The sequence below is a fragment of the Micromonospora sp. NPDC047707 genome, from assembly GCF_040704235.1.
Lineage (GTDB): Bacteria > Actinomycetota > Actinomycetes > Mycobacteriales > Micromonosporaceae > Micromonospora.
This window is the reverse complement of sequence record NZ_JBEYSU010000014.1, coordinates 92,971-114,727: the sequence shown is the minus strand read 5'-3', so window position 1 is coordinate 114,727 and position 21,757 is coordinate 92,971. Positions and strand designations below refer to the sequence as shown.

At 70.9% G+C, this 21,757-nt stretch carries 25 protein-coding genes, 1 tRNA gene and 2 pseudogenes; 15 read left to right on the top strand and 13 right to left on the bottom strand.

Annotation, left to right across the window (positions count from 1 at the left end; translation table 11 throughout):
- Positions 1–2: 2 nt before the first annotated feature.
- The gene (locus AB0873_RS17725; RefSeq protein WP_366600781.1) at positions 3–1,790 is read right to left on the bottom strand and encodes a tetratricopeptide repeat protein; all 1,788 of its coding nucleotides are present in this window, start codon (positions 1,788–1,790) and stop codon (positions 3–5) included.
- A gap of 111 nt (positions 1,791–1,901) precedes the next feature.
- Here AB0873_RS17725 and AB0873_RS17720 point away from each other — a divergent pair, with 111 nt between their 5' ends.
- Positions 1,902–2,414 carry a VOC family protein gene (locus tag AB0873_RS17720; protein ID WP_366600780.1) on the top strand — a complete coding sequence of 171 codons (513 nt, stop codon included), beginning with the start codon at positions 1,902–1,904 and terminating at the stop codon, positions 2,412–2,414.
- Positions 2,415–2,487: 73 nt separating this feature from the next.
- Entirely contained in the window at positions 2,488–3,384 is an 897-nt protein-coding gene (locus AB0873_RS17715) for a hypothetical protein (RefSeq protein ID WP_366600816.1), read from the top strand.
- Here the strand turns inward: AB0873_RS17715 and AB0873_RS17710 are convergent.
- The 5 genes from AB0873_RS17710 to AB0873_RS17690 all read right to left on the bottom strand — a co-directional run bounded on the left by AB0873_RS17710 (position 3,359) and on the right by AB0873_RS17690 (position 6,568).
- On the bottom strand, positions 3,359–4,069 hold the full coding sequence (locus AB0873_RS17710) for an ion channel (RefSeq protein ID WP_366600779.1): 711 nt from the start codon (positions 4,067–4,069) through the stop codon (positions 3,359–3,361). The genes AB0873_RS17715 and AB0873_RS17710 overlap by 26 nt on opposite strands.
- 192 nt (positions 4,070–4,261) lie before the next feature.
- Positions 4,262–4,441 carry a DUF4236 domain-containing protein gene (locus tag AB0873_RS17705; RefSeq protein ID WP_155333237.1) on the bottom strand — a complete coding sequence of 60 codons (180 nt, stop codon included), beginning with the start codon at positions 4,439–4,441 and terminating at the stop codon, positions 4,262–4,264.
- Positions 4,442–4,624: 183 nt separating this feature from the next.
- Positions 4,625–5,134 carry a GNAT family N-acetyltransferase gene (locus AB0873_RS17700; protein ID WP_366600778.1) on the bottom strand — a complete coding sequence of 170 codons (510 nt, stop codon included), beginning with the start codon at positions 5,132–5,134 and terminating at the stop codon, positions 4,625–4,627.
- The gene (locus AB0873_RS17695; RefSeq protein ID WP_366600777.1) at positions 5,134–5,589 is read right to left on the bottom strand and encodes an Rrf2 family transcriptional regulator; all 456 of its coding nucleotides are present in this window, start codon (positions 5,587–5,589) and stop codon (positions 5,134–5,136) included. The genes AB0873_RS17700 and AB0873_RS17695 overlap by 1 nt, the downstream gene beginning before the upstream one ends.
- A gap of 7 nt (positions 5,590–5,596) precedes the next feature.
- Positions 5,597–6,568 carry an AraC family transcriptional regulator gene (locus AB0873_RS17690; protein ID WP_366600776.1) on the bottom strand — a complete coding sequence of 324 codons (972 nt, stop codon included), beginning with the start codon at positions 6,566–6,568 and terminating at the stop codon, positions 5,597–5,599.
- Positions 6,569–6,832: 264 nt separating this feature from the next.
- Between AB0873_RS17690 and AB0873_RS17685 the strand changes: the two genes are divergently transcribed.
- Positions 6,833–7,609 carry an SDR family oxidoreductase gene (locus AB0873_RS17685; RefSeq protein WP_366600775.1) on the top strand — a complete coding sequence of 259 codons (777 nt, stop codon included), beginning with the start codon at positions 6,833–6,835 and terminating at the stop codon, positions 7,607–7,609.
- 149 nt (positions 7,610–7,758) lie between these two features.
- On the opposite strand, the gene AB0873_RS17680 is transcribed toward AB0873_RS17685, so the two are convergent.
- Complete coding sequence (locus AB0873_RS17680; RefSeq protein ID WP_007457244.1) at positions 7,759–8,190, bottom strand: SsgA family sporulation/cell division regulator; 432 nt, start codon at positions 8,188–8,190, stop codon at positions 7,759–7,761.
- A 294-nt stretch (positions 8,191–8,484) separates the two neighbouring features.
- Between AB0873_RS17680 and AB0873_RS17675 the strand changes: the two genes are divergently transcribed.
- Together AB0873_RS17675 and AB0873_RS17670 are read left to right on the top strand one after the other, a co-directional pair.
- Positions 8,485–9,042: a TIGR02611 family protein gene (locus AB0873_RS17675; RefSeq protein ID WP_366600815.1), complete on the top strand. Its 558-nt coding sequence runs from the start codon at positions 8,485–8,487 to the stop codon at positions 9,040–9,042.
- Between the two features lie 50 nt (positions 9,043–9,092).
- A tRNA-Val gene (locus AB0873_RS17670) sits at positions 9,093–9,164 on the top strand.
- A gap of 77 nt (positions 9,165–9,241) precedes the next feature.
- On the opposite strand, the pseudogene AB0873_RS17665 reads toward AB0873_RS17670, so the two are convergent.
- From AB0873_RS17665 to AB0873_RS17655, 3 genes and pseudogenes are all read right to left on the bottom strand, one after another.
- Positions 9,242–9,896: pseudogene (locus tag AB0873_RS17665) on the bottom strand (site-specific integrase).
- A 213-nt stretch (positions 9,897–10,109) separates the two neighbouring features.
- Positions 10,110–10,694 carry an HD domain-containing protein gene (locus AB0873_RS17660; protein WP_155333138.1) on the bottom strand — a complete coding sequence of 195 codons (585 nt, stop codon included), beginning with the start codon at positions 10,692–10,694 and terminating at the stop codon, positions 10,110–10,112.
- Positions 10,691–11,817 (bottom strand): annotated as a pseudogene (locus AB0873_RS17655) (helix-turn-helix transcriptional regulator). The gene AB0873_RS17660 and the pseudogene AB0873_RS17655 overlap by 4 nt, the downstream one beginning before the upstream one ends.
- A gap of 233 nt (positions 11,818–12,050) precedes the next feature.
- On the opposite strand from AB0873_RS17655, the gene AB0873_RS17650 reads away from it, so the two are divergent.
- The 4 genes from AB0873_RS17650 (at position 12,051) to AB0873_RS17635 (ending at position 13,447) form a co-directional block, all read left to right on the top strand.
- Positions 12,051–12,227 carry a hypothetical protein gene (locus AB0873_RS17650; protein ID WP_366600774.1) on the top strand — a complete coding sequence of 59 codons (177 nt, stop codon included), beginning with the start codon at positions 12,051–12,053 and terminating at the stop codon, positions 12,225–12,227.
- 171 nt (positions 12,228–12,398) lie between these two features.
- Complete coding sequence (locus AB0873_RS17645) at positions 12,399–12,617, top strand: hypothetical protein (RefSeq protein ID WP_366600773.1); 219 nt, start codon at positions 12,399–12,401, stop codon at positions 12,615–12,617.
- Positions 12,614–12,787, top strand: coding sequence for a hypothetical protein (locus tag AB0873_RS17640; protein ID WP_366600772.1), 174 nt, complete (start codon positions 12,614–12,616; stop codon positions 12,785–12,787). Before AB0873_RS17645 ends, AB0873_RS17640 begins: the two co-directional genes overlap by 4 nt.
- Positions 12,788–13,144: 357 nt before the next feature.
- Positions 13,145–13,447 carry a DUF4193 domain-containing protein gene (locus AB0873_RS17635; RefSeq protein ID WP_366600814.1) on the top strand — a complete coding sequence of 101 codons (303 nt, stop codon included), beginning with the start codon at positions 13,145–13,147 and terminating at the stop codon, positions 13,445–13,447.
- 9 nt (positions 13,448–13,456) lie between these two features.
- Here the strand turns inward: AB0873_RS17635 and AB0873_RS17630 are convergent, their stop codons facing one another.
- Entirely contained in the window at positions 13,457–13,675 is a 219-nt protein-coding gene (locus AB0873_RS17630; RefSeq protein WP_366600771.1) for a hypothetical protein, read from the bottom strand.
- A 236-nt stretch (positions 13,676–13,911) separates the two neighbouring features.
- On the opposite strand from AB0873_RS17630, the gene AB0873_RS17625 reads away from it, so the two are divergent.
- Positions 13,912–14,127, top strand: coding sequence for a hypothetical protein (locus AB0873_RS17625; protein ID WP_366600770.1), 216 nt, complete (start codon positions 13,912–13,914; stop codon positions 14,125–14,127).
- A 169-nt stretch (positions 14,128–14,296) separates the two neighbouring features.
- The gene (locus tag AB0873_RS17620; protein WP_366600769.1) at positions 14,297–14,791 is read left to right on the top strand and encodes a GNAT family N-acetyltransferase; all 495 of its coding nucleotides are present in this window, start codon (positions 14,297–14,299) and stop codon (positions 14,789–14,791) included.
- Positions 14,792–15,234: 443 nt separating this feature from the next.
- Here AB0873_RS17620 and AB0873_RS17615 read toward each other — a convergent pair whose 3' ends face one another.
- Together AB0873_RS17615 and AB0873_RS17610 are read right to left on the bottom strand one after the other, a co-directional pair.
- Entirely contained in the window at positions 15,235–15,675 is a 441-nt protein-coding gene (locus AB0873_RS17615) for a VOC family protein (protein ID WP_366600768.1), read from the bottom strand.
- Between the two features lie 97 nt (positions 15,676–15,772).
- Positions 15,773–15,946, bottom strand: a complete 174-nt coding sequence (locus AB0873_RS17610) for a hypothetical protein (protein ID WP_366600767.1) — start codon at positions 15,944–15,946, stop codon at positions 15,773–15,775.
- Between the two features lie 368 nt (positions 15,947–16,314).
- Between AB0873_RS17610 and AB0873_RS17605 the strand changes: the two genes are divergently transcribed.
- The 4 genes from AB0873_RS17605 to AB0873_RS17590 all read left to right on the top strand — a co-directional run bounded on the left by AB0873_RS17605 (position 16,315) and on the right by AB0873_RS17590 (position 21,682).
- The gene (locus AB0873_RS17605; RefSeq protein WP_366600766.1) at positions 16,315–18,639 is read left to right on the top strand and encodes a DUF4132 domain-containing protein; all 2,325 of its coding nucleotides are present in this window, start codon (positions 16,315–16,317) and stop codon (positions 18,637–18,639) included.
- Positions 18,640–19,040: 401 nt separating this feature from the next.
- On the top strand, positions 19,041–19,586 hold the full coding sequence (locus tag AB0873_RS17600) for a hypothetical protein (protein WP_366600765.1): 546 nt from the start codon (positions 19,041–19,043) through the stop codon (positions 19,584–19,586).
- Positions 19,587–19,831: 245 nt separating this feature from the next.
- Entirely contained in the window at positions 19,832–20,698 is an 867-nt protein-coding gene (locus tag AB0873_RS17595) for an NAD(P)-binding domain-containing protein (RefSeq protein WP_366600764.1), read from the top strand.
- Positions 20,699–20,821: 123 nt separating this feature from the next.
- Positions 20,822–21,682, top strand: coding sequence for a helix-turn-helix domain-containing protein (locus tag AB0873_RS17590; RefSeq protein WP_366600763.1), 861 nt, complete (start codon positions 20,822–20,824; stop codon positions 21,680–21,682).
- Positions 21,683–21,757 lie beyond the last annotated feature (75 nt).

Genomic DNA, 21,757 nt, shown 5'->3' with positions numbered 1-21,757 from the left:
GGTCAGCTCCGGTCGGTGCAGACCTCCTTCGACCGGCCGATCGTCTCGGTCGACCAGACCACCGCCACCGTGAAGCAGTAGTCGGTGCCGCGGTTGAGGCCGTACACGACGAAGTCGGTGGTGCCGGCGGGCAGGTTCGCGAAGGCGGTCTGCGGCTGCCCGGCCCGGCCGCCCGAGATGACGACCGGTCCCTCGCCGCCGGCCGGGTACGTCCAGCGCAGCGCCACGTTGTCGCGGTTGTCCCGCAGGGTCACCTCGCTCGGCGGGGTGCCCGGCGTGGCGGCCGCCGGGGGAGTCGGGCTCGACGTCGCCGGAGCGGGTGTGTCCGTCGCGCGTCCCGCCGTGCCGGTGGCGACCGGCGGCGGCGCACCGTCGAACCGCGCCACCCCGGCGATCACCGCGGCCGTCCCGAGCAGCACCACCGCCACGCCGCCGACCACGAGCGGGAGCAGCCGGTTGGCCGCCGGCGCGGCGGCGTGGTGCACCGGCACGGGCAGCAGCCGGGACGGCTGGTACGCCCCCTCCTCGGGCGTGGCGTGGTCCCGGACGCGGTGGACCCCGGCGGCCTCCTCACCACCGGCGAGGGGCAGCACGGGCGGGGGCACGGCCGCGGCCCGTTCCTCGGCCGGCGGCCGCCAGGGATCGGTGTGCGGCGCGTCCGGCGCGTCCGGTCGCCAGGGCGCGTCGGTGCGGGCGTCGGGCGGCCAGCCGTCGCCGAGGTCGTGCTCGGGCGGCCACCGGTCGTCGGCGTCGTGCGGGCGGTCGTCGGGATCCGGGGCCACCTGGGGGCCGGTGCCGCCGTGGTCGGGCGGCCGTCGCCAGGCCTCGTCGGCGGGCGGGTCCGGTGCCGCCGGCCGGGCCGTACCGTCGAGCGGCTGGCGGGGTGTGGGCACCGTGGGCGGCGGCGGGTAACCGGTCGCCGGGTGCTCGTCCGGGTCGGGCCCGTCCGGGTCCCGCGCGGTCGGGGCGTACGGGGTGGCGGGGCGGTAGCCGGGCTGCGACGGGTGGTCGGGGACGTGGTGCGCCTCGTCGCCGGGCGGGGGCGTCCGGGCGGTGGGCACGATCGGGGTGTCCCGCCCGACCGGTGCCGTGTCGGCGCAGACGTGGTCCGGGTTGGCGGCCGCCCGGGCCAGCGCGGCCACCTGCGCGGCGAGCGGGTCGTCCGGCGCCAGGTGCTGCCGGCACAGCTCCTCGGCCAGCGCGAGGTTGTCGTGCGCCTCGGTGAACAGGCCGCAGTCGCGGTGCATCGCGCCGAGCCGGGCCAGCATCTTGATGCCGCTGGGGTGGCCGTCGCCGTACACCTCGCGGTGCAGTTCCCACGCGTCGGCGAGCCGGTCGCGGGCCACCTGGCACTGGCCGCGCGCGTACTCCACGGTGGCCAGGTCGGCGTGCGCGGCGAGGACGCGCAGCGACTCGGGACCGTCCAGGGCGGTCAGCTCGATGATGACCTCCTGGTAGAGCCGGGCCGCGCGGGACCAGCTGCCGACCCGGTGCAGCACCGCGGCGAGGGTCGCGGCGGCGGCCACCGTGCGCTCGTCGGAGCGGCCGTACAGCCGGGTGGTCGCCGCGTACGCGTACGCGGCCCAACCCCGGGCGGCGTGCGGGTCACCGAGGGCCACCAGCACCCGCGCCTGGAGGCTCGCGGCCTCGGCCAGCTCGGGCGTGGCGTTGGCGGGGCGGGGATCGGCGTCGGCCAGCGCGTCGGCGAGCAGCCGCTGGGCGCCGGCGAGGTCGCCGGTCGACACCAGGTGGTGCGCGTGGTCAGTCAGGTCACCGAAGCCGGAGGGCACGCCCCATCGTGCTCATCCGGCGACGGTAAGTACAAGTCCCGCGCCGGTCAGGTTTCCCGGAGTTAGTCCACCAGGATCTCGTGGTACGCGTGCGGCGCTACCGTCGGGGACATGGGAATCCACCGCCTCAACCACGCCGTCCTCTACGTCAGCGACCTGGAGCGCAGCGTCGCCTTCTACGCCGAGGTGCTGGGCTTCCGCCGGGTGCCGATGACCCCGGACGGCTTCCGGGGCGCTGCGTTCCTCCAGGCGCCCGACTCCACCAACGACCACGACCTCGGCCTGTTCGAGGTCGGCGCGGGCGCCGGCCGGAGCACCGTCGGCCTCTACCACCTCGCGTGGGAGGTCGACACCCTCGACGACCTCGCCGCCACCGCGCAGCGGCTCGCCGCCGCCGGGGCGCTGGTCGGCAGCTCCGACCACGGCACCACGAAGAGCCTCTACGGGCAGGACCCGGACGGGCTGGAGTTCGAGGTCGTCTGGCTGGTGCCCGCCGACCTGCTGGACGACGCCGCCCTGTCGGCCCGCAAGCGGATCGGCCGCCTCGACCTCGACGCCGAGCGCCGCCGCTACGGCGGCCAGACCCGCGGCGGCATCGGCATCAGCGTCCCCGCGGCGAGGTGAGACCTTCGGCGCACCGGTTTGTCACCCACCACGACTCCATGATCGCCCGAAGTGGGGTAGAAACCAGGGCGTGATGAACGAGGTGCTGCGGGAGGTGCTCGTCCGGCACGCCGAGGTGTGGGTGCCCCGGGTGTCGGGGCGGGGGCGGCGCGCTGTCGTCGCGCTCGCGTACGGAGACGGCGGGTCCGCGACCGCGTCGGCGGAGGCGGTGCTCGGCGTGGTCGCCGAGTACGCCGACCGGCTGCGCGGACGGCAGCTCACCGTGCTGGTGCTCGCCGACGCCACCGAGGAACTGCCGGCCCGGCTCGGTCCCGTCGAGGCGGCGCTGCCGGCCGAGGTCGCCGTCCACCTGGTGCCGGGCGGGCCGGCCCGGCTGCCCGTCGCGCTCAAGGCGGCCGGCGCCGCCGGTGCGCCGCTGCTGTCGTACCTGGACGGTCCGGGCGCGACCGACCGGGCGGTGCTGGCGGCCGCCGCCGGCCGCTCCGCCGAGGTGCTCGTCGTCACCGAGGCCGCGCCGGACGCGTCCGTCCGGCCGGCGCTCCGCGACGCCGGGTTCCCGCTGGTGGCCGAGGTCGACCTGGTGCCGGGGGACGGGTCGCCGGCGCGGCGGCTGGCCTTCGGCACCGGGTACGACCGCAGCCTCGAGGCGTTCAAGGACCTGCTGTGGGCGGTCGACGAGTACGCCGGCGTGCGCTACCGCGACCCCGCCGACCCCGCCGGGCGGCTGCTGGACATCGCGCTCGACCCCGAGCCGGGACCGCTGCGCCGGGAGTTGCTCGCCGAACTGGACCGCTCCGGCCCGCGTACCGTCACCGAACTGCGTCGGCACGCGCTGACCGGCACCGTCTACCGGGCCGCGGACGTGCAACGGGCGCTGACCGGGCTGCTGCACTCCGGCGCCGTGACCCGCGACCCGGAGCACGGCCGGCTCGGCGGGGACGCCGTCATCGCCGCGGGCCCGCAGCCGTAGCGCCGGGCTCTCCCGGACTCGCCCCATCCTGCGGCCCGTTCGGCCGGGAACCACCCGGCCCCGGTTCCGGCCCATCCTGCGGCCCATCCTCCGGCCCCGCCTGCGGCCCGCTCGGCCGGGAACCCGCCGGCCCCGGTTCCGGTGGAACGGCCGGCGTCAGCGCCGACGGGGCGGGCGGGGACGTGCCCGGGACCAGCCTCCGGACCACGATCGACACCCCGGTGGCGATCACTCCGATGCTGAAGACCATCTGCGCGCAGACCGCCGCGCGAGCGAGCTGTCCGTGCGGGTACACGTCCCCGTAGCCGATGGTGGTGAGGGTGGTGAGGGCGAAGTAGAGCGCGTCGATCCGGGTCTCCAGGTTGGCGAACTGGCCGGGAAGACTGCGGGCGATGACGAAGTCCGCCAGCGCGAAGGCGAGAATGCCGGCCACCAGGGCGACGGCGAGCTTCAGCAGCGACGGCACCTCCCGGCCGGCCGCACTCTCGTCGACGCGAAGCTGCCGGCGCACCTGCCGGGTGACCAGCCAGGCGATCGACGCCACCAGCACCCCGGTGATCGTGCTGCGGACCAGCAGCCGGGCCCGGTCCGGGTCGGGCTCCACCGGCACGACGAAGTACGCCACCAGCAGGAGCAGGCAGGCCAGCAGGGCACGGCGGCGCTCTCGCCGCCAGGGCCGGGTCATGCCGCGATTCTCCGCCCCACCGTCCGCCGGCAGGGCCGGTTTCGGCGAGTGCCGGTGCCGTGCCGGGGCGGCGGCGGTGCGGGGTGCCGTCGGTCGGGGAGGCCTATCGCCTCGCGCCGCCGCCGGTGCCGGGACACGGCGAAGGGACCCTTCCGCAGCGGCGGGCAGGGTCCCTTCGTCGTGCCGCAGCCGTCAGGTGCGGGACTTGTCCTGCTTCCAGGACAGCGGGCCGGGCAGGTCGACGCGGTGCGCCCGCGCCCGGGAGTTCCACGACCAGCGGCCGATCTTGATGCTCCAGGAGGAGAAGCCGTTCTCGGTGAAGTTCAGAATGATCGGGCCGTACTTCTTGCGCTTGCGGAACATGAGACCCATTGCGGGGCTCCCTTCGGTATCCCTTCCCTGCCGTGTCGAACCTGAACATGCCCGGACGGTCTTTCCGCGAAACCCGGCTGCTGCTCCACCGTGGACGGCCCGGCCGCCGGCATCAGCGCCTCCCGTCGCTGTCCATGCAGGAGGCGGTCCACCGACCGGTGGGCGGGCCTCGCCGGCCCGGGATCAGCCGGCCGGCGTGACGGCCAGGACGCGGGTGGCAGTGCCGTCGGCCTCCGTGATGTCGCGCTCGTGGCTGAAGCCGATCTTCCCCAGCAGGGCCAGGCTGGCGTGGTTGGCGTCGGCGACCGTCGCGTACACCACCGGCAGGGCGAGCGTGTCGAAGCCGTACCGCACCAGGGCCCGAGCCAGCTCCGTGCCGAGGCCGCCGCCCCAGGCCGGCTGGGCGAGGGCGTACACGATCTCGTGGCCGTCGACCTGGTCGGTGCGCTTGATCTCGGCGTGCCCGATGTAGCTGCCGCCACGGCGGACGGCCCACACGTCGAACAGGTCGTTCGCGTAGACCTTGCTGAACACGCGGCCGAACAGCGCGCCCGCCTCCTCGGCGTCGAGCGGGCCGTCGCCCATGAACCGGCCCACCTCCGGGTCGGTGAAGAGGGTGACGAAGTCCTCGGCGTCGTCCGGACGGTACGGCTCCAGCAGGAGACGGTCGGTGTGCAGCACGGGGGTGGGCATCAGCGGGGCTCCCAGGCGTCGGGCGGGGCCGTCAGTCTGCGCACGTGCGCGGGGAGCCGGCCGCTGACGATCTCGGCGAGGCTCACCTCGTCGACCACCCGCCGCACGGCCGCCCGGACGGCCACCCAGAGGCCGGGCAGGTTCTCCGCCGCGCCCTCGTACCGCGTCTCCTCCGGACGGAGGCCGCGCACCCCGGCGAGCGGGCCCTCCACGGCCCGCAGGACCGCGCCGACCGTCACCTCCCGCGGCGGCCGGGCCAGGGTGTAGCCGCCCTCGGCGCCTCGCTGCGCGCGGACGACGCCGGCCCGTCGCAGGTCGGCCAGGACCGCCTCCAGGAACTTGCGGGGCAGGTCCTGCTCCGCCGCGATGGCCTGGGTGGAGAGCAACCGGGGGTACGCGGTGGCGAGGCTCAACGCCGCCCGCACCGCATAGTCACCGCGCGCTGAGATCTGCACCAGGCCATCATGCCGGGCGCCGGTCTCCCGCGGTGTCGGCAGGTGGGCGTGGGCGGACGACGCGCCCGGCCGCCCCGGTCTCCCGGCCGGGATCGGCGGGTGGGTCCGGCGGCTCGTGGGCCCGGCCGGGCTCGGGCTCGGGCCGGCCGGGCTCGGGCTGCCCGCGGGCGGCGCGGAAGGCGCCCGGGCTCATCCCGACCTCGCGGGTGAAGAACCGCCCGAAGTTGGTCGGCTCGGAGAAGCCGAGGCGGCGGCCGATCCGCGCCACCGGCTCGTCGGTCGCGGCGAGCAGCCGTCGGGCCTGGAGGGCGACCCGGTCGTCGACCACCTGCTTGGCGCTGCGCCCGGTGACCGCGAGACACGCCCGGGTCAGGGTCCGGACCGAGCAGCCCAGGTGGGCGGCGTAGTCCTCCACCCGGCGGGTGTGCTGGTAGCCGCGCTCGACCTCCCGGCAGAGTCGCTCGAAGGTGATCATTTCGGCACGTGGTGCGGGCCGGACGGCGTCCGGCAGCAGGGCCAGGCGGAGCAGCAGCACGGCCAGTTGGTGGCGGAGCAGGCCCGCCGCGGCGGCCACGCCCCGGTGCCGCTCGCAGTCCACCGCGAGCTGGCTGACCTCGGTGATGATGGCGTCCTCGTCCTCACCGGCCAGTTGGAGCCAGGCCGGGACGGCATCGGGGTCGACATCCAAACCCCGCAGTGCCTCCGGCCGCCAGCGCACCACGGTCGCGTCCAGTTCGGGAAGCGCGCACCGGAGCACCTGGCCGGCCCGGGCCCGCAGCAGTGTGCCCGGCCGGCACGGCAGGGCCTGGAAGTCCAGCTCAGTGCGGCCGTGCCCACCGGTGACCAGCACCAGCAGGTCCCGGTCCAGCAGGAGCGGACGCCGCCACGCCGGATCGGCCACCAGGTCACCCAGGGTGAGCGTCTCGATCTCAGGAGGCGCGGAGAACGGAACGGGGGAGGGCTGACCAGGAGAAACCATCACCTGCGACGGTAGCCCGGGGCGACGATCATCGCATCTCCGAGCGCGTATCCGCCGCGCCCGCCGATGCCCGCGCCCGCCCATTGTGCTGGGCGCACGGTCGGGTGAAGAGCGGCCTCCGGCCGCCCGATGGGCGTCCCTTCCCGAAAGTGCGGCCACGTTTCGGGGTGTGGGTGGGCGGCGCGGTGGGACGGCTGGGGTTGTCGGGGCCGGTGGGGGCGGTTACGTTACCGGGCGGTAGGGGCGTATCGCGAGAGGATGGGCATGGCGGATCTGTTCTCGGTCGAGGGAAAGACGGTCCTGGTCACCGGCGGCTCCCGGGGGATCGGACTGATGATCGCCCAAGGGTTCGTCCAGGCCGGCGCACGCGTGGTCATCTCCTCGCGCAAGGCGGACGTGTGCGAGACGGTCGCCAAGGAACTGTCGACGCAGGGGCACTGCGAGGCGATCCCCGCCGACCTGGGCACCGACACCGGCGCCGAGGCGCTCGCCGCCGCCGTGCGGGAGCGCTACGACCGGCTGGACGTGCTGGTCAACAACGCGGGCGCCACCTGGGGGGCGCCGCTGGAGGCGTACCCGGAGACCGCGTTCGACAAGTTGTGGGCGGTCAACGTGAAGGCCGTCTTCCGGCTCACCACCGCGCTGCTGCCGGCGCTGCGCGCCGCCGCCACCGCCGACGACCCCGCCCGGGTGATCAACATCGGCTCGATCGACGGCATCCGGGTGCCCTGGATGGAGGTGTACGCGTACTCCGCCACGAAGGCGGCCGTGCACATGCTGACCCGCAGCCTCGCCCACCAGCTCGCTGGTGAGCACGTCACGGTGAACGCGATCGCGCCCGGCCCGTTCGAGAGCAGGATGATGGCGTTCGCGCTCGACGACCCGGCGTCCCGAGCCGCGATCGAGAAGCAGGTGCCGCTGGGTCGGATCGGCCGTCCGGAGGACATGGCCGGCACCGCCATCTACCTGTCCTCGCGCGCCGGTGCCTACCTCACCGGCGCGGTCATCCCGGTCGACGGCGGCATCACCACGCACGGCTGAGGGCCCCGTCGCCGCAGCGGCCGGCTGCGCGCACGGAGCAGGCCCGCCTGGCCCCGGGCGGGAGGCTGTCCGCGTACGTCCAGGCAAGCCGGAGCCGCGCGGACTCGGCAGATCCGCGCGGCCCCGATGTGGCCGGTTTTTCCGGTTTTTCAGCGGCCGGCGAGCAGCCGGTTCACCGCCGTGTCGACGTCCAGGTGCTCGGCCTCACGGCCGCGCGGTACGACGACGTAGGTCCGCCGCAGGAAGCGCACCAGGACGCTCCGCGGCACCTCGAACAGGGCGTTGCCGTCCGGGGACGACAGCGCCAGAGCGACGAAGTCCCCGCGCGGGGTGGCCCACGGCCAGACCCGCACATCGCCGATGCCGGCCGGCTCGTCGAGGCCGGTCACCAGCAGTTCCCGGGCGAACGACCAACTGACCGCCTCGCCGCCCGCCGATTCCGCATGGAACAGGACATGGACGGCATACGGGTCAGCAGGGTCGTAACGCAGACTGGCACGCACCGGCAAGGCCGTGGCGTCAGGTGCGACGAGCCTTAGCGACGTCTCGACCTCTACGGTCGTCGGTCGGATGACACTCATGGACGTTCTCCCCCCGGCACCGCTGCGGAACGCGCGTGTCCCGCTTTTCCCATACTCAGGTGCTGCTCCTAGCTACGCTCCGCCATACGCTGACTTCACCCAGTGGTGGGAAGGTGATCGGAACGTCCTCGAGAATGTGAATATTCCTGTAGGATTTCCGCTTCTACCCAGTCCGCGGTGCCGCCCGGCAACGGGTGGTTCAGACGTCGACTTACTCCGGTAACGTCCAGTCCACGGTTGCAGTGACGGGCGCGCGCCACACTGGGGGAGGAAATGGTGACGAAGCGATCCTCAGTGGATCGGGTCACGCTGCCTGGCGCGCCGAACGTCGCGCTCAAGGCAGCCGAAAAGCGGGGGTACGGGGTGCCGAACGAGCAGCGTGACCGGCCCGGTCGGCCGGCACGGGACAAGGGTGGGCCGTCCGGGGGGACGGCGGTCGCCACCCGGCGGGAACGGCCGCGCTGGCGGCAACGGGTGTCCACCACCCTCGCGCTCATCCGGGCCAACCCCACCGGCCGGGTGGCCCTCAAGATCTTCATCGCCATCGCCGGCGCGCTCGTCGTCACGATCGGACTGGCGCTGATCCCGCTGCCCGGGCCCGGCTGGCTCCTGGTGATCGCCGGCCTCGGCATCTGGGCGGTCGAGTTCCACTGGGCGCGACGGCTGCTCACCTTCACGCGACGGCACGTCCACAACTGGACCGAGTGGGTGAAGCGCCAATCACTCGGAGTGCGGTTCGTGCTCGGCGGCGTCGGCCTCGTGTTCGTGTCGACCATCGTGTGGCTGTCGCTCAAGTACAGCCTCGGCGTCGACGTGGTGGCCCGGGCCCTGCACTACCTCGCGACGCACTGAGGGCCGGTTTTTGGTCCGTGCCGGCGATCAGGTAGAGTCGTCGGCGCTGAGGGCGATTAGCTCAGCGGGAGAGCGCTTCGTTCACACCGAAGAGGTCACTGGTTCGATCCCAGTATCGCCCACGCAGGTCAAAGGCCACTTCCCGGCTTCGGGGGTGGCCTTTTTGCTGTCCGTACAGCAGCGAAGTACGGCAGCCCGGTCATTGCCCGAGTGATTCGCCGAGGCGCTTCAGGGCGTCGCGGGTGGCCTTCGACGAGACCTGGGTGTAGATCTCCATCGTTACGGAGAAGCGGGCGTGCCGGAGGACCTGCATGGCGACTCGCGGGTGGACGTCGAGGTCGGCCAGGAGCGTGGCGCAGGTCCGGCGGGCGTCGTGGACGGTGATCGGCTTGACGCCCGCTTTTCTCGCATCTCGTCTGCCAGGAGCGCTGGAAGTTGCGCGGCTCGATGGGTGTGCCATAGCGGGTGGTGAATACGAGGTGTGTTTCGTGCCATGCCTTGCCGGCGGCTGCTCGTGCCTCATCGCGCTGTTCCTGTCTGAGCTTGAGGGCGGTCAGGCAGATGTCGGGCAGGGGGAGAGTGGCGGACGCTTGGGTCTTGGTGTCCCGGTGGAGGAGCTGTCCGCGTACGCGTTGCAGTTGGCGGCCGATGGTCAGCTCTCCGGCGTCGAGGTCGACGTCTGCCCAGGTGAGTCCGAGCGCTTCGTCCTTGCGCAATCCGGTGACGAGGACCAGGGCGTAGGCGGCGTAGAGGGAGTCCTCGTCTGCTCTGGCGGACTCCAGGAACTTCCGCGCCTCGTCGCTCGACCAGGACTTGCCCCGCCGGCGGCGGACGGTGGCGAGGGTGACCGGCACGGCGGGGTTCTTGGTGATGAGGTCTTCGGCCTGGGCGTGGGTGAGGGCGGCCCGCAGCGCGGCTCGGATGTCGCTGACCGTGCGCGTGGACGGGACGGCCCGGCAGCAGCGGCCGACAGCGCAGCAGCGCCGCTTGTGCTTCGGCCGGGTGGCGTCCTTGCCTTGGGCGCAGCACTGGCAGGTCCGGGCCACCGGCAGGTCAACGCCAAGTGACTAGGGCTTACTCGGTGGCGGGGGAGTGAGCCAGGCGAGGGGTTGTCCGCTGAGGGCGGCGTCGGCGAGGCGGTGGGCACTCGCGGTCTTGAGTGCCGCTCGTGAGCTGTCGATCCAGCGCTGGACGTTGTCGACGCCCTGGTGGCGGTACTCGACGGCTTGGACGAGGCATTCGAGCTTGTCGGCGTCGCGGGCGACGGTGGCTTCGAGGGTTTCGCCAGCTTCGTATTCGGCGACGGCGGCGGTGATGACGTCGGCGACGGCCGGTGGGCAGGCGGCGACCTGGTCGGCGGTGACAGCGGTGTTGGGTACGGCGGTGAGGTAGCGCTTGGCGATGTGCGGGATGTCGGTGATTCGGGTTTCCTGGGTGTCGTGCAGTACGCAGAGCATCGACACCCGGGCCGGGTCGGCTCCTTCCATGGCGGCGAGCATCATCCCGATGAGCGCGGTCCGGAAGGAGTGTTCGGCGATGGACTCGGGGTGCTTGACGCCGGCGAACCACCAGCCGGTGCGGGCGGCGCGTTTGAGGACGCCGGCTTCGAAGATGAAGCTCATTGCTCCGGCGGCGTCGTGGTCGTCGCTCATCTGCCCGTCCCTGTGCCGGTGAGTCCGTCCGCCCGCAGGCTGTAGACGATAGAGGTTAGTTCCTGCCGGGACTGCGCGGAGATCCGGTCACTGTCCAGGAGCGGGACACTGCGGTCGAGGAGTGCCCGAGTCGCGGCGGGGTTGTCGACGGTGAGACCGCGTCGTGCGGCCAGTAGAGCCCAGACGTTGTGGATGTTGAGGTCGACGAAGAGGTGCCCTGGATCGAGGCGCTGGACCAGGTGCCGAAGAAGGATCGATCCGTGCCAGTCAGCGAGCGTTCCGGGCATGAAGGAGTCGTCGCGGTGGCGGTACGGGATCTCGCCCACCCAGTAGGCCGAGTAGTTGAGGGCCGCTCGCTCGCAGGCGTCATCCGGGTGTGCGCGGGTGATGAAGTCTCGCAAAGGTTCCGGGTCGCCCTGGTTGGCGAGGGACGTGACGACGGAGCGAGCGTCCGGCCACAGCGGTGACCAGGTGCGGAAGGTGGTCACCCGGCGGGCGTGGGTGGTGCTCTGGGCGAGCCATCCTGCCGCCGCCCTGGTGGGGTCCATGCCGGCGAGGAAACAGGCTTGCCGGTGCAGCAGCACGTTCGGATCCCGTCCGGCGGCTGCGCGTTCGGCGAGCACGTGAAGGTGAGCGAAGAACGTGCGTTGCTCGTCAACGGCCAGGGTCGGCCGGAAGCGACCGGACCCCGCCGGGGGTGGGCGACGGGTAGCCCTCTGGCGAAGGTCGGTGCCTGCCCGAGGACGGCCCAGAGGATCAGATCGGTCAGACGGTGGGTGAGTACGGACGAGCCCAGCGGTTGTTCGGCGATGTCGCAGCGGTCCACCTGTTCGTCGAGGACTGCGGCGAGGATGAAGTCTGCCTCGGCGGCATCGTCCAGCGCGGCGAGCAGGACTGCGTTCGCGCCGAGCCGTCTGAGCCGGTGCCGGACGGCGATCACTTGCCCGAGCGGCACCGCGGTGAATGGCCGGCGCCCGGATTCCCAGCTCTGCACGGTTGCGCGGTCGACGCCCAGGTCGACCGCGAGCTGCTCCTGCGTCAGCGGGATGGACTCCCGGATCAGCTTCAACAGGTAGCCGGTCACCTCGCCGCGCTGTAGTGCTGATCGTCCGCGACCTGCCATTCGTCATCCCTACGTTGACCGGTGGTCGATGTTCCCGCCCGTGAAACCGACGCTGCGGAAGGGCATTTGGCCTGCTCACTCGTACTGCGGGTGAGTCCAACCGCCGTCGTCGTGATCGTAGCGTCGCAGTTACCGAGCGTCCCAGAGCTGGTCCCGTGGTTCGGGGTCGGTCGTGGAGCGCTGCCCGGCGGAGGGAGGCAGTGATGCGGGGCAGGACGCCACCGTGGCGACGAGTGTCCTACGACCAGTACCTGATCGCCGTCGCGATGACCCTGGCGCGGCGACACCGCCCGGCATGGTCGTGGCGGAAGTGGACCTGGATCTGCCGCTGCGGGGCCGACCTGCCCTGCCGTAGCCGACACCGCATCCCGATCAACCGGAAGCACTGGCCCGCCGAGGAGGAGCAATGAGCAACGAGGCGGAGCAGCGGATCCTGGTCGTACATCTGCCGGGGACGGATGGCCTGTGTACCGGTTGCCGGGTGTGGTGGTCGAGGCTGACGCCGTACCCGTGCTGGCAGGTGGAGTGGGCGACCAGCCGGCAGGCGCGGTCCCTGACGGCGGCGCTGCTCGGAGGCCTGCATGACGACGCACGGCCCGGTGCTGCCGATCTGGAGCTGTGGCGGCTGCGACGCGCCCTGGCCCTGCCGCACCCGGCAGCGGGAGCTGCGCGCGGAGTTCGACGGCGCTCCGATATCCCTGGCTCTCTACCTGGGTGCCCAATTGGTGCGCGCCTCCGAGGACCTGACCTGGGTGCCGGCGGGGGTGCTGCACCATCGTTTCCTCGGCTGGATGCGGTGAGCATTCTGCGGCTTGGCGACGAGAAGTTCCACTACAGCGACGGCTCCCACAAGTGGATCCCGCCGGACCCCGACTACGACCAGGATGCCTGGGACGAGCAGGTCCGCCAGCACAAGCAGGGCCACCTCCGGAACGAGCAGCCGAAGGTGCGCATTCAGCGCCTCGTCTGATGCCAGCAGTACAGCGGTGAAGTACAGCAGCGGGTGCCAGCCGAACCGGACCGAGGCGAGCGCCACCAGGCCGGTTGACCTCGCATCGAGCCCGACCCGACCCGCTCGCCGACAGTTCACACCGAAGAGGTCACTGGTTCGATCCCAGTATCGCCCACGCAGGTCAAAGGCCACTTTCCGGGCTTCGGGGGTGGCCTTTTTTGCTGCCCGTACAGCAGCCCGGTCGCACTCATTGGCACGGTGGCGCGCACTCGCATCCAAGGGCGAGCTACCCTTCAGCGCTGTCTTGAGCGCCACGACATGACCCTGCGGTCCACCGTCGTGACACTCATCAATCAAGCCGGAGAGGCCATCACGATGAGCAAACCCATCGATTACGACGCACCGCGCCGACCCGCCGTTGAGGTTGAAGAGGACAGCTTGGAGGAACTCAAGGCGCGCGGCGCGGCGGCGCAGTCAGCGACAGTCGACCTCGATGAGGCTGAGGCTGCCGAGAACTTCGAGTTGCCCGGCGCGGACCTGTCCGGCGAGGAACTGACCGTGGCGGTCGTGCCGGTGCAGCCGGACGAGTTTCGATGCGCGCGCTGTTTCCTGGTGCACCACCGCAGTCAGCTCGCCGCGCAGCCCGACGGCCGGGAGGTCTGCCAGGAGTGCTCCTGACGTGCACTGTCAGGGCGCCAGTTCCCGCCACTCCGGGCGACCACCCAGCCATGCGTCGGCGAGGATCTGCGCCGACGCCCGACTCGGACAGGGGTGTAGCTTCGACCGGCCTGCGATGCCGCCGGTCTGCGCCTCTACTTCCCATCGCTGGCCGTCGGTGCGGATGTAGACGTCGCGACGCCCCCGCAGACTCCGGTCCCCGTTCCACCAGTGACGCTCGATTCTCACCCGCTGACCGTATAGCACTGCCTGCGGAAAGACGACCGATGGCGATCTTGGGCAGAGGGCCGGCGTGATGGGGAAAATCACGGATCGTGGGACGAGAGTCAGCGGCCGCTGACCGGGCCAACGCAGAACGCATCCGCACGGAGCGCCTCGTCCGCCGAACCGGGGCCGCAGTGGCAGTCAGGACCGACAGGTCCTGAAGGAGCCGGACCAGCCTCAGCAACGCGAACGAGGTTCCGGTGCTCTGGCACGACCTGCAACACCTGGCCGGGATCGTCCGGCTGCTGGCCTACCTCGACCTGCCTGCCTCGATCGCCGAGGTGCATCATCCGTCGAGAGAGTCACCGAGCCGCTTCCGGACACGCTCGGGCATTTCGTCGATCCGAATCTGCAAACCGCCAGAGGTAGATCTGCGTACCGGACCCGTTCGTCGTAACCATTGGCGGGCAGTCTGAGCGTCAGGCCGTCACGATGAACACCGAATGGGCTTCCCCCCTGAGATGTGGACACCCTGAGACTGGACGTTGGTCCAGAGGAAGGGGTGTCCCCGTTGGGGCGTCCATCGAAGTACACGGAAGCCGGTACCGGGTTGCCTGCCCGCCACGCCTGCGGAACGCTCTCCGCATGATCAATACCCGTGTGCTCGGCGAGGGCGATTGGAAGATGTGGCGGGAACTGCGGCTCGCTGCGCTGGCGGAGGCCGGGTACGCCTTCGGCGCCCAGTTGGCGGACTGGCAGGGTGACGGCGACCGGGAAGAACGCTGGCGTGGGCGACTGGCCATCCCCGGCTCGTACAACATCTTGGCCATGCTCGACGGGCAAGCCGTCGGGATGGCCAGCGGGGTGCCCACCGACCACGACGGGGTCGTGGAGCTGATCTCGATGTACGTGGCACCCGCGGGACGCGGCCAGGGCGTGGGCGACCACCTCGTGCGGGCGGTCGAGCAGTGGGCCCGGCTGGTGGGCGCGCGGACGCTGCGGCTGGCCGTTGTGGAGGGCAACACGAACGCCTGGGCCCTCTACGAGCGGAACGGCTTCCGTGACACGGGTGAACCCGGCGACCTCATGCCCGACGGCGTGCGCCGGGAGCACATCATGGCCAAGAGCCTCGTCGGTTAGCGGTCGGCCATCGGTCGAGGGGCTCCGACCGGAGGTCGCACAGCCGGTAGCCAGCGGACGGGACATCGTGTAACCCGTCAAGCGGAGCTACCGCGTAGGGATATCTGCCCACAAGATCGCTCGCTTGCGGAGGCCGGAAGCGCGCCGCCAGCCAGCTCTGCACCGCTGAGGCTGGCGGCCATGGTGGGGAGGGCTGTACCGGCGCTTCGGACAGAGCAGCAAGAAGGCAGGTGCTTCCGGCTGGTGCCAACTGGTTGCGAGCGTGCCGCCGCTGCCACGGGCCGCCCCAGTTCCAACGATCCTCTTGCGGCCCGTGATAGCGGACGTAGCTCAGCACGTCGTCATCGTGGTGCCCGCCTGGCCTGCCTGTCGCGCTGGACTGCGGGACGTCTCCGGCCGGGCAACCCAGCCGGCCCGACACCAGCCGGGCCCAGGGTGCGCGGTCAGTCCGCCTTCTGCAGCTCCTCGGCGAACATCACGAGAATGCCGCCGGGACCGCGGAGATAGGTGAGTTTGTAGACGTCCTCGTACGTGGCGACACCGCGGAGCGGGTGACAGCCGTGCCTGGCGGCGACCTTGAGGGCGGCGTCGATGTCGTCCACGGCAAAGCAGACGCGGTGCATGCCGATGGTGTTCGGTTGGACGGGCTCGGCCTCGATCGCGTCCGGGTGCACGTACTGGAACATCTCAATGCGACCGTTGCCGTCGGGCGTCTGGAGCACGGCGATGTCGGCGGTGTTGCCGTCCAGACCCACGGCGGTGTCAGCCCACTCGCCGCTGATCCGGGCGCGTCCGAGCACCGTCAGGCCGAGATCGGTGAAGAAGGCGATGGCGGCTTCCAGGTCGCGGACGGCGATGCCGACGTTGTCGAGTCTGATGGACATGAATGCTCTCCTATGTCAAGGCACGGCCGGCACGAGGTTCCCGCCGTGAACGAACGGTGGGGTTCCGACGGTGTTGAAGACGGTACGGGTGCGGTTGTCAGTCCGTCGCCGACGACCCCGGGGGACCGGTCAGGACGGTGGGAACGAACTCCAAGAGCTGAAGCCTGCCGTCGAAGGTGCGCGAGTCGACCATCCGCAGCGCCACGTCCGGCCATCCGTCGTAGATCCGGTCCCTGCCGGTCACGCCGTTGACGACGGGGAACACCACCATGTCAGTGCCTTCCGTGTCGTGCCGGCGGGTTCCTCAACAGGATCGACCTGTCAACGCCGCGCGACTCATCGCGCCACGCCATCCAGGGCACCTCACGCCGGTCATGCGGGCCCCACCGGCCCGGGCGACCGTCGTGCTGTTAGCCCGTGTCATAAGGCTCGGAGGCAGGCCTGCTGCCGCGGGGTGGCTCGAATGTCGGTGTGCGGTTCTATGCTCCCGCCCGTGTTGATGGCTATCGCGCAGCCGACTGAGCGGTTCGGCGGCCTGGTCTGGCCGACTGAGTTCGTTCGGCTGGTCGCGCTGGTGGGCGGATGATGTCGGCACCGTTGTCCAGGCATCGGGAGCAGGCACGTGACCTCATCCAGGGCGTGCGCTTCGACGACAACGAGGCGGTAGGCCGCCTGCGTCGGCACGTCCTGCCGACGCTTGACGACGAACGAGCTCTGTCGCTCTATGTTGTCCTGGTCGATCGGGCATCGGCGTGCCGGGCCTGGAGCTGGGGCGGCGCCCGGCTCTTTGTGGATCTGAACCGGCGTCTGCTGCCCTGGACGGCCGGCGACGTCCAACTCCTCTTCGCGTTGACCATTGACGCGGCGTACCCGACCGACATCACTGTGCTCAAGGCTGCGGCTGCCGCGGCCGAGCAGCTCGACCCTGCCGAACGGACGGATTGCGTGGACAGCTTCCAGCAGGCATTGCGGCAAGTGGACGCGGGCTGGTACGACTCAGGTGATCGGGCTCGTCTGCGGCTGCGGCTGAGGGCCCTGATCGAGTCCGTTTCCCCGTCTACTCCTGGCAAGGTCCAGACCGGTGTCATCCACGTCGAGGACGGCTGGAGCCGGGTGGCCGTCGAGCGGCTGTCGGCGGTGACCGCGGACGTGGACGTCGTCTCCAACCTGCTGGCACATACGGGGACGATTCCCGCGGGTCCGCGGCCGAGCAAGACATGGCTCAAGCGGACCGGCGAACTGCTGGCCGACCGGCCTCGCGTGGTCGCCCTGGTACGTGAGCTGCTCGAACTGGCGCACACCTGCGAGCCCGCCGAAGTGGAGTCGTGGGGGTTCCAGTTCCCGCAGCGGATCGGTCCGAACAATGCGGACCTCGCCCGGGGGCTGCTGTGGGCTGCGGCCGCCAGCGGTGAGCCATGGCTGACGCCGCTGGTGCTGGCCCTACACGCCTCCGGACCCGAACCCAAGGTGCTCAACACCTGCATCGCGGTACTCGGCCGGCGCGGCGACGCCGCAGCAATCGCCGGGCTGGTCCAGTTGCAGCGCACGACCCGCGACCGGGGAGAGCTCACCCAGATCGCGACCGCCCTCGACGAGGCGGCCGCCGCCGCCGGTATCAGCCGCTCGGAGCTGACCGAACAGACCATCTCCGACGCCGGTCTCGACCGGCAGGGAAAGCGCCGGATCGTCCACGGTGATGTGACCGCCGTCCTCGCTATCGACGAACCCGCGAAGGTGACTCTGGTCTGGGAGCACGATGGTCGAAGGAGCGTCCGACCTCCCGCTCACGTCGACCCGGATCTGGTTCGCGCGCTCAAGCGCGACACCGCCGAGTTGAGAAAGCTGATCGCCAGTGAGCGTGACCGGCTTGAGGACCTGCTCGTCGAGGACCGCGAGTGGCCGTTGGACACGTGGCGGCAGCGCTACGCCCATCATCCGGTGACCGGCAGCCTCGCCAACCGGCTCCTGTGGCTCGTCACCGATGCCGGCCGGAGCGTGGCGGCGCTTCCCGCCGCGGACGGCCGGTTCACGCTCGCCAACGGCGACGTGATTGACCCGAGCGACCACGCACGGGTCAGGGTCTGGCACCCCGCCACCGCCGACCCCGACGAGGTCCGTGCCTGGCGCGCCCACATCCTGGCCCGGGAGCTGACCCAGCCGTTCAAGCAGGCATTCCGTGAGGTCTACCTGCTGACCCCCGCCGAGGAGGAGACCCGCATCTACTCCAACCGATTCGCGGCGCACGTGCTGCGTTATCAGCAGACGTACGCGCTGATGAAACAGCGCCGCTGGGCCACCAACTACCTCGGGGGCTGGGACGGCGGCTACGACGGCGAAGCGAAACGGGACTTCCCGTCCCACGGGCTGCGTGCCGTGTTCTTCCACCAGCCGGCCGGCGACGAGGACGGCCACACGGTCCAGTACTGCACCACGGACCAGGTGCGGTTCCAGCGACTCCGCGGGCGGGACCGGGAACCGGTTCCACTGGCCGACGTCCCGCCGGTGGTCTTTTCCGAGGCCATGCGCGACGTCGACCTGTTCATCGGGGTTGCCTCGATCGCGACCGACCCGACCTGGTTCGACCGCGGCGCGGACCGCCACTTCGCCTACTGGCAGAGCGTCGCCTTCGGTGACCTCAGCGCCAACGGACAGATCCGCCGGCACGTCATCGAACACCTGCTACCCAAGCTGAAAATCAGGGACCGGGCGAGGCTCGATGGCAACTACCTGGTGGTCAACGGCCAGAAGCGCACCTATCGAATCCATGTGGGCAGCGGCAACATCCTGATGTCGCCGAACGACCAGTACCTCTGCATCGTTCCAGCGCGAGCGACGAAACCGACCGGAGTCCGCTTCTTGCCGTTCGAGGGCGACGACATGTTGGCCGTTGTGCTGTCCAAAGCACTCCTGCTGGCCGACGACCACCGCATCACCGACCCGTCGATCGTGCATCAGATCCGCTGAGCGCGGATCGGCACGCTTCCGAACCGCCTCAGCCTCGCCCTTGGCATAGGCGTAGGCGCACTCGGCGCACCGGGCGGACAGCTTCAGAAGCTTCGTCATCGGGCTGCCATGCTCGGATGGTTGGCACGGCATGACATGACCGTTCATCTCCGTCACCAGCGCCGGCCACTGGGGCCGACAGCGGCAGGTAGATTTCTTGGTCCTGAACAGCTTGATCACGTACGCTCCCGCACTCTGACGTCGAGGCGAGGAGCCTAGCGGGCGGTTGGACCATCGGACTCCGCCCCGAACCCCGGCCACCCCAGGCCATCCATGGGTCAGTATCGGGGCACGTAGCCGTTACATGCGGGCCGGGCCGCGCCCGGGCCATGCGGTGGTCAGCTCATCGCTACCCTGCCGGGATGGATGTCGACGAGCGCCTGCGGCGGACCCGTGGCTGGCTGTGGGTCGTGGTGGTGGGGCTGTTCCTGAGCGGGGTGACCGCGTTCCCGCTCGAGATCGAGGTGCGCTGGCTGCTGCGGGCGGTCGAGCCGCTCGCCGATGAGGTGCCGGCGTTGGTCGGCTGGGTCGAACGAGTCCACGTGGGGCTGGTGGAGACCGGAGACCGGTACCCGTTCATGCGGTACGGGACGGACTGGCTCGCGTTCGCTCATCTGGTGCTCGCGGTGGCGTTCTGGGGGCCGCTGCGCGACCCGGTGCGCAACGTGTGGGTGGTCCAGGTCGGCATGATCGCCTGCGCCGGGATCGTGCCGCTGGCGCTGATCTGTGGACCGGTCCGGGAGATCCCATGGTTCTGGACGGTGGTGGACCTGTCCTTCGCTGTCGGGGCGTTCCCACCGCTGTGGTTCGCCTACCGGCACATCCGGGCGGTCGAGGCGCAGCAGGCCTGGCAAATGGATGTGGCCGGCTCGTCGACGTCCGAGGCCTTCGGGTCGGCAGGTGCGTAGCGGCCGACGGCCGCCGGCGACACACGCACCGAAGCCCCTCCGCAACCTCGGACGCGCACTCACCCGTACGGTCCGTGCTCCAGACGCCCGGCGGCCGCGGTCGCATCGAGATGGTCCAGTACGTGCACCCGGACGCGATCGAGGCCGAGCCCGGTCCAACCGAACCGCACCCGTCGCCCGCCGGCCTGCTCATCGAACGGGCGCCAGCTTGACCTCAAGCAAGGTTCATGTTCGAAGATCGAGCCATGGTCGACGTCGAGAAGTCAGCACCCAGGATCGCAGTCATTGGCACAGGGGCCATCGGTGGTGCGGTGGTACATCGACTGCTAGGAGATGGGCGCCACGTCACGGTGTGGAACCGTACCGAGGGCCGGGCAAGGGACCTGGTGGTCGCGGGGGCGCTGCCAGCGCAATCCGTCCGGGAGGCGGTGTCATCAAGCACCCTGGTCTTCCTGACCCTCAAGGACTACGCGGCGGTTGAACAGTGCCTTGGCCAGCTCGACATGGACCTGTCGGGGCAGACCATCGTCGGGATGTACACGGGTAGCGCCAGCGAAGCCCGGCAGGCTGCCCAGCGGGTCGCTGGCCTGGGCGCGCAATACATCGACGCGGGGATCCAAGCCTCGCCCGAGGTGATCGGCACCGATGCCGCAACCATCCTGTACAGCGGATCCCCCGAAGCATTCGAGCAACACAGGGCGACCCTCGAGCTGCTGAGCAAGCCACGCTTCGTCGGTGAAGCGCCGGAAGCGGCCGCGGTCTGGGACCTCGCCCTCTTCGGAGTGTGGTACGACGCCCAGCTCGGCCTGCTACGAGCCCTTGAAACGGCACACGCGGCTGGTATCAATGTGCTGGAGTTTTCTCGCACGGCGAGTACGCAGCTCGGCCACGTCGTTGCGGCGGTTCCCGCCACCGTCTCGGAGATGCAACAGGGCATCTACCCTGCGGGCCCCGCAGACCTCACTGAACATCTGACAGTCGTCCGCCACCTCATCGAACTGCGGGCGGGCCGACGGCTCAGCGATGGGGGACTACCAGAGGTGGCAGCGAAAATCGAAGCGCTCATCGCCGACGGCCGCGGAGGCGAGGGCTTGACCGCGACGGCCGGGTAGCGTTCGGCCCACCGACACCCGCTGCTCCCATATAGGCGCACCTGACCGGCCGTGGGCAGTCACCTGGCCGACGAGCGGACGCTCTGAATCGGAGCCGGGTGAGGTGACACGTACCATCGTGGTGTGCGATCTGCCGAGCCGGTCCGCGTCGGTTCGCCTGCTTGGGATATCGCGGTCCCATCACGACCGGGCCGACTGGCAGGGGCCACTATGGCGGGGTTCAGCGATCGGGCTGACACCCTTGTCGAGGTTGAGGTTGTGCCGCACCCCGCGCTCATGGTGATCTTCGACCTCGGCGACCAACCGCTTGTCGTCGACGACGGCAGTGGACAGCAACAGCGAGGCTGCGTCACCGCCGGACTCGCGCCTCCCCATGGGGCTCGAGGACGAGGCCAGGCCGGAAGCTTCGCGTGCCTTCAGGTGCGGCTGTCACCCGTGATCGCGCACGCGGTCCTGGGCGCCGCGCCGGAGCTGAGCGGGGCCGTGACAGCCCTCGACGACCTCTGGGGGCGCGACGCGGCGCGAATCCAGGAGCGGCTGCGCGCCGCCCGATCCTGGAACGACCGGTTCGCGATCGCCGAGGTGGCGCTGGCCCGACGTCACGACGCGGGCCGCGCGGTCGATGCGGAAGTCGCCTACTGCTGGAGGCGGATGGTGACCGGCCGGGGGCAGGTGCGGGTCGAGCGGCTGGCAGCCGAGGTCGGATGGAGCCGCAAACGGCTGTGGGCCCGGTTCCGGTCCCAGATCGGTCTCACCCCCAAGCGCGCCGCCCAACTCATCCGGTTCGATCATGCGGCCCATCGCCTCGCCGCGGGTCACAGCGCGGCAGCGGTGGCGGCAGACAGCGGTTACGCCGACCAGTCCCACCTGCACCGCGACGTCATGACCTTCACCGGGACGACGCCCGCGACCGTGGCAAGCGCGCCGTTCCTCGCCGTCGACGATGTCGCTTGGCCTGCCCGCCCCAGACGCCAGACCGGGTGAAGTCCGTGCCTGACATTCGTCCAATCCACCGGCACGCACCGACTGTGACAGTGAGTTCATAGCGTCTGCATCCCG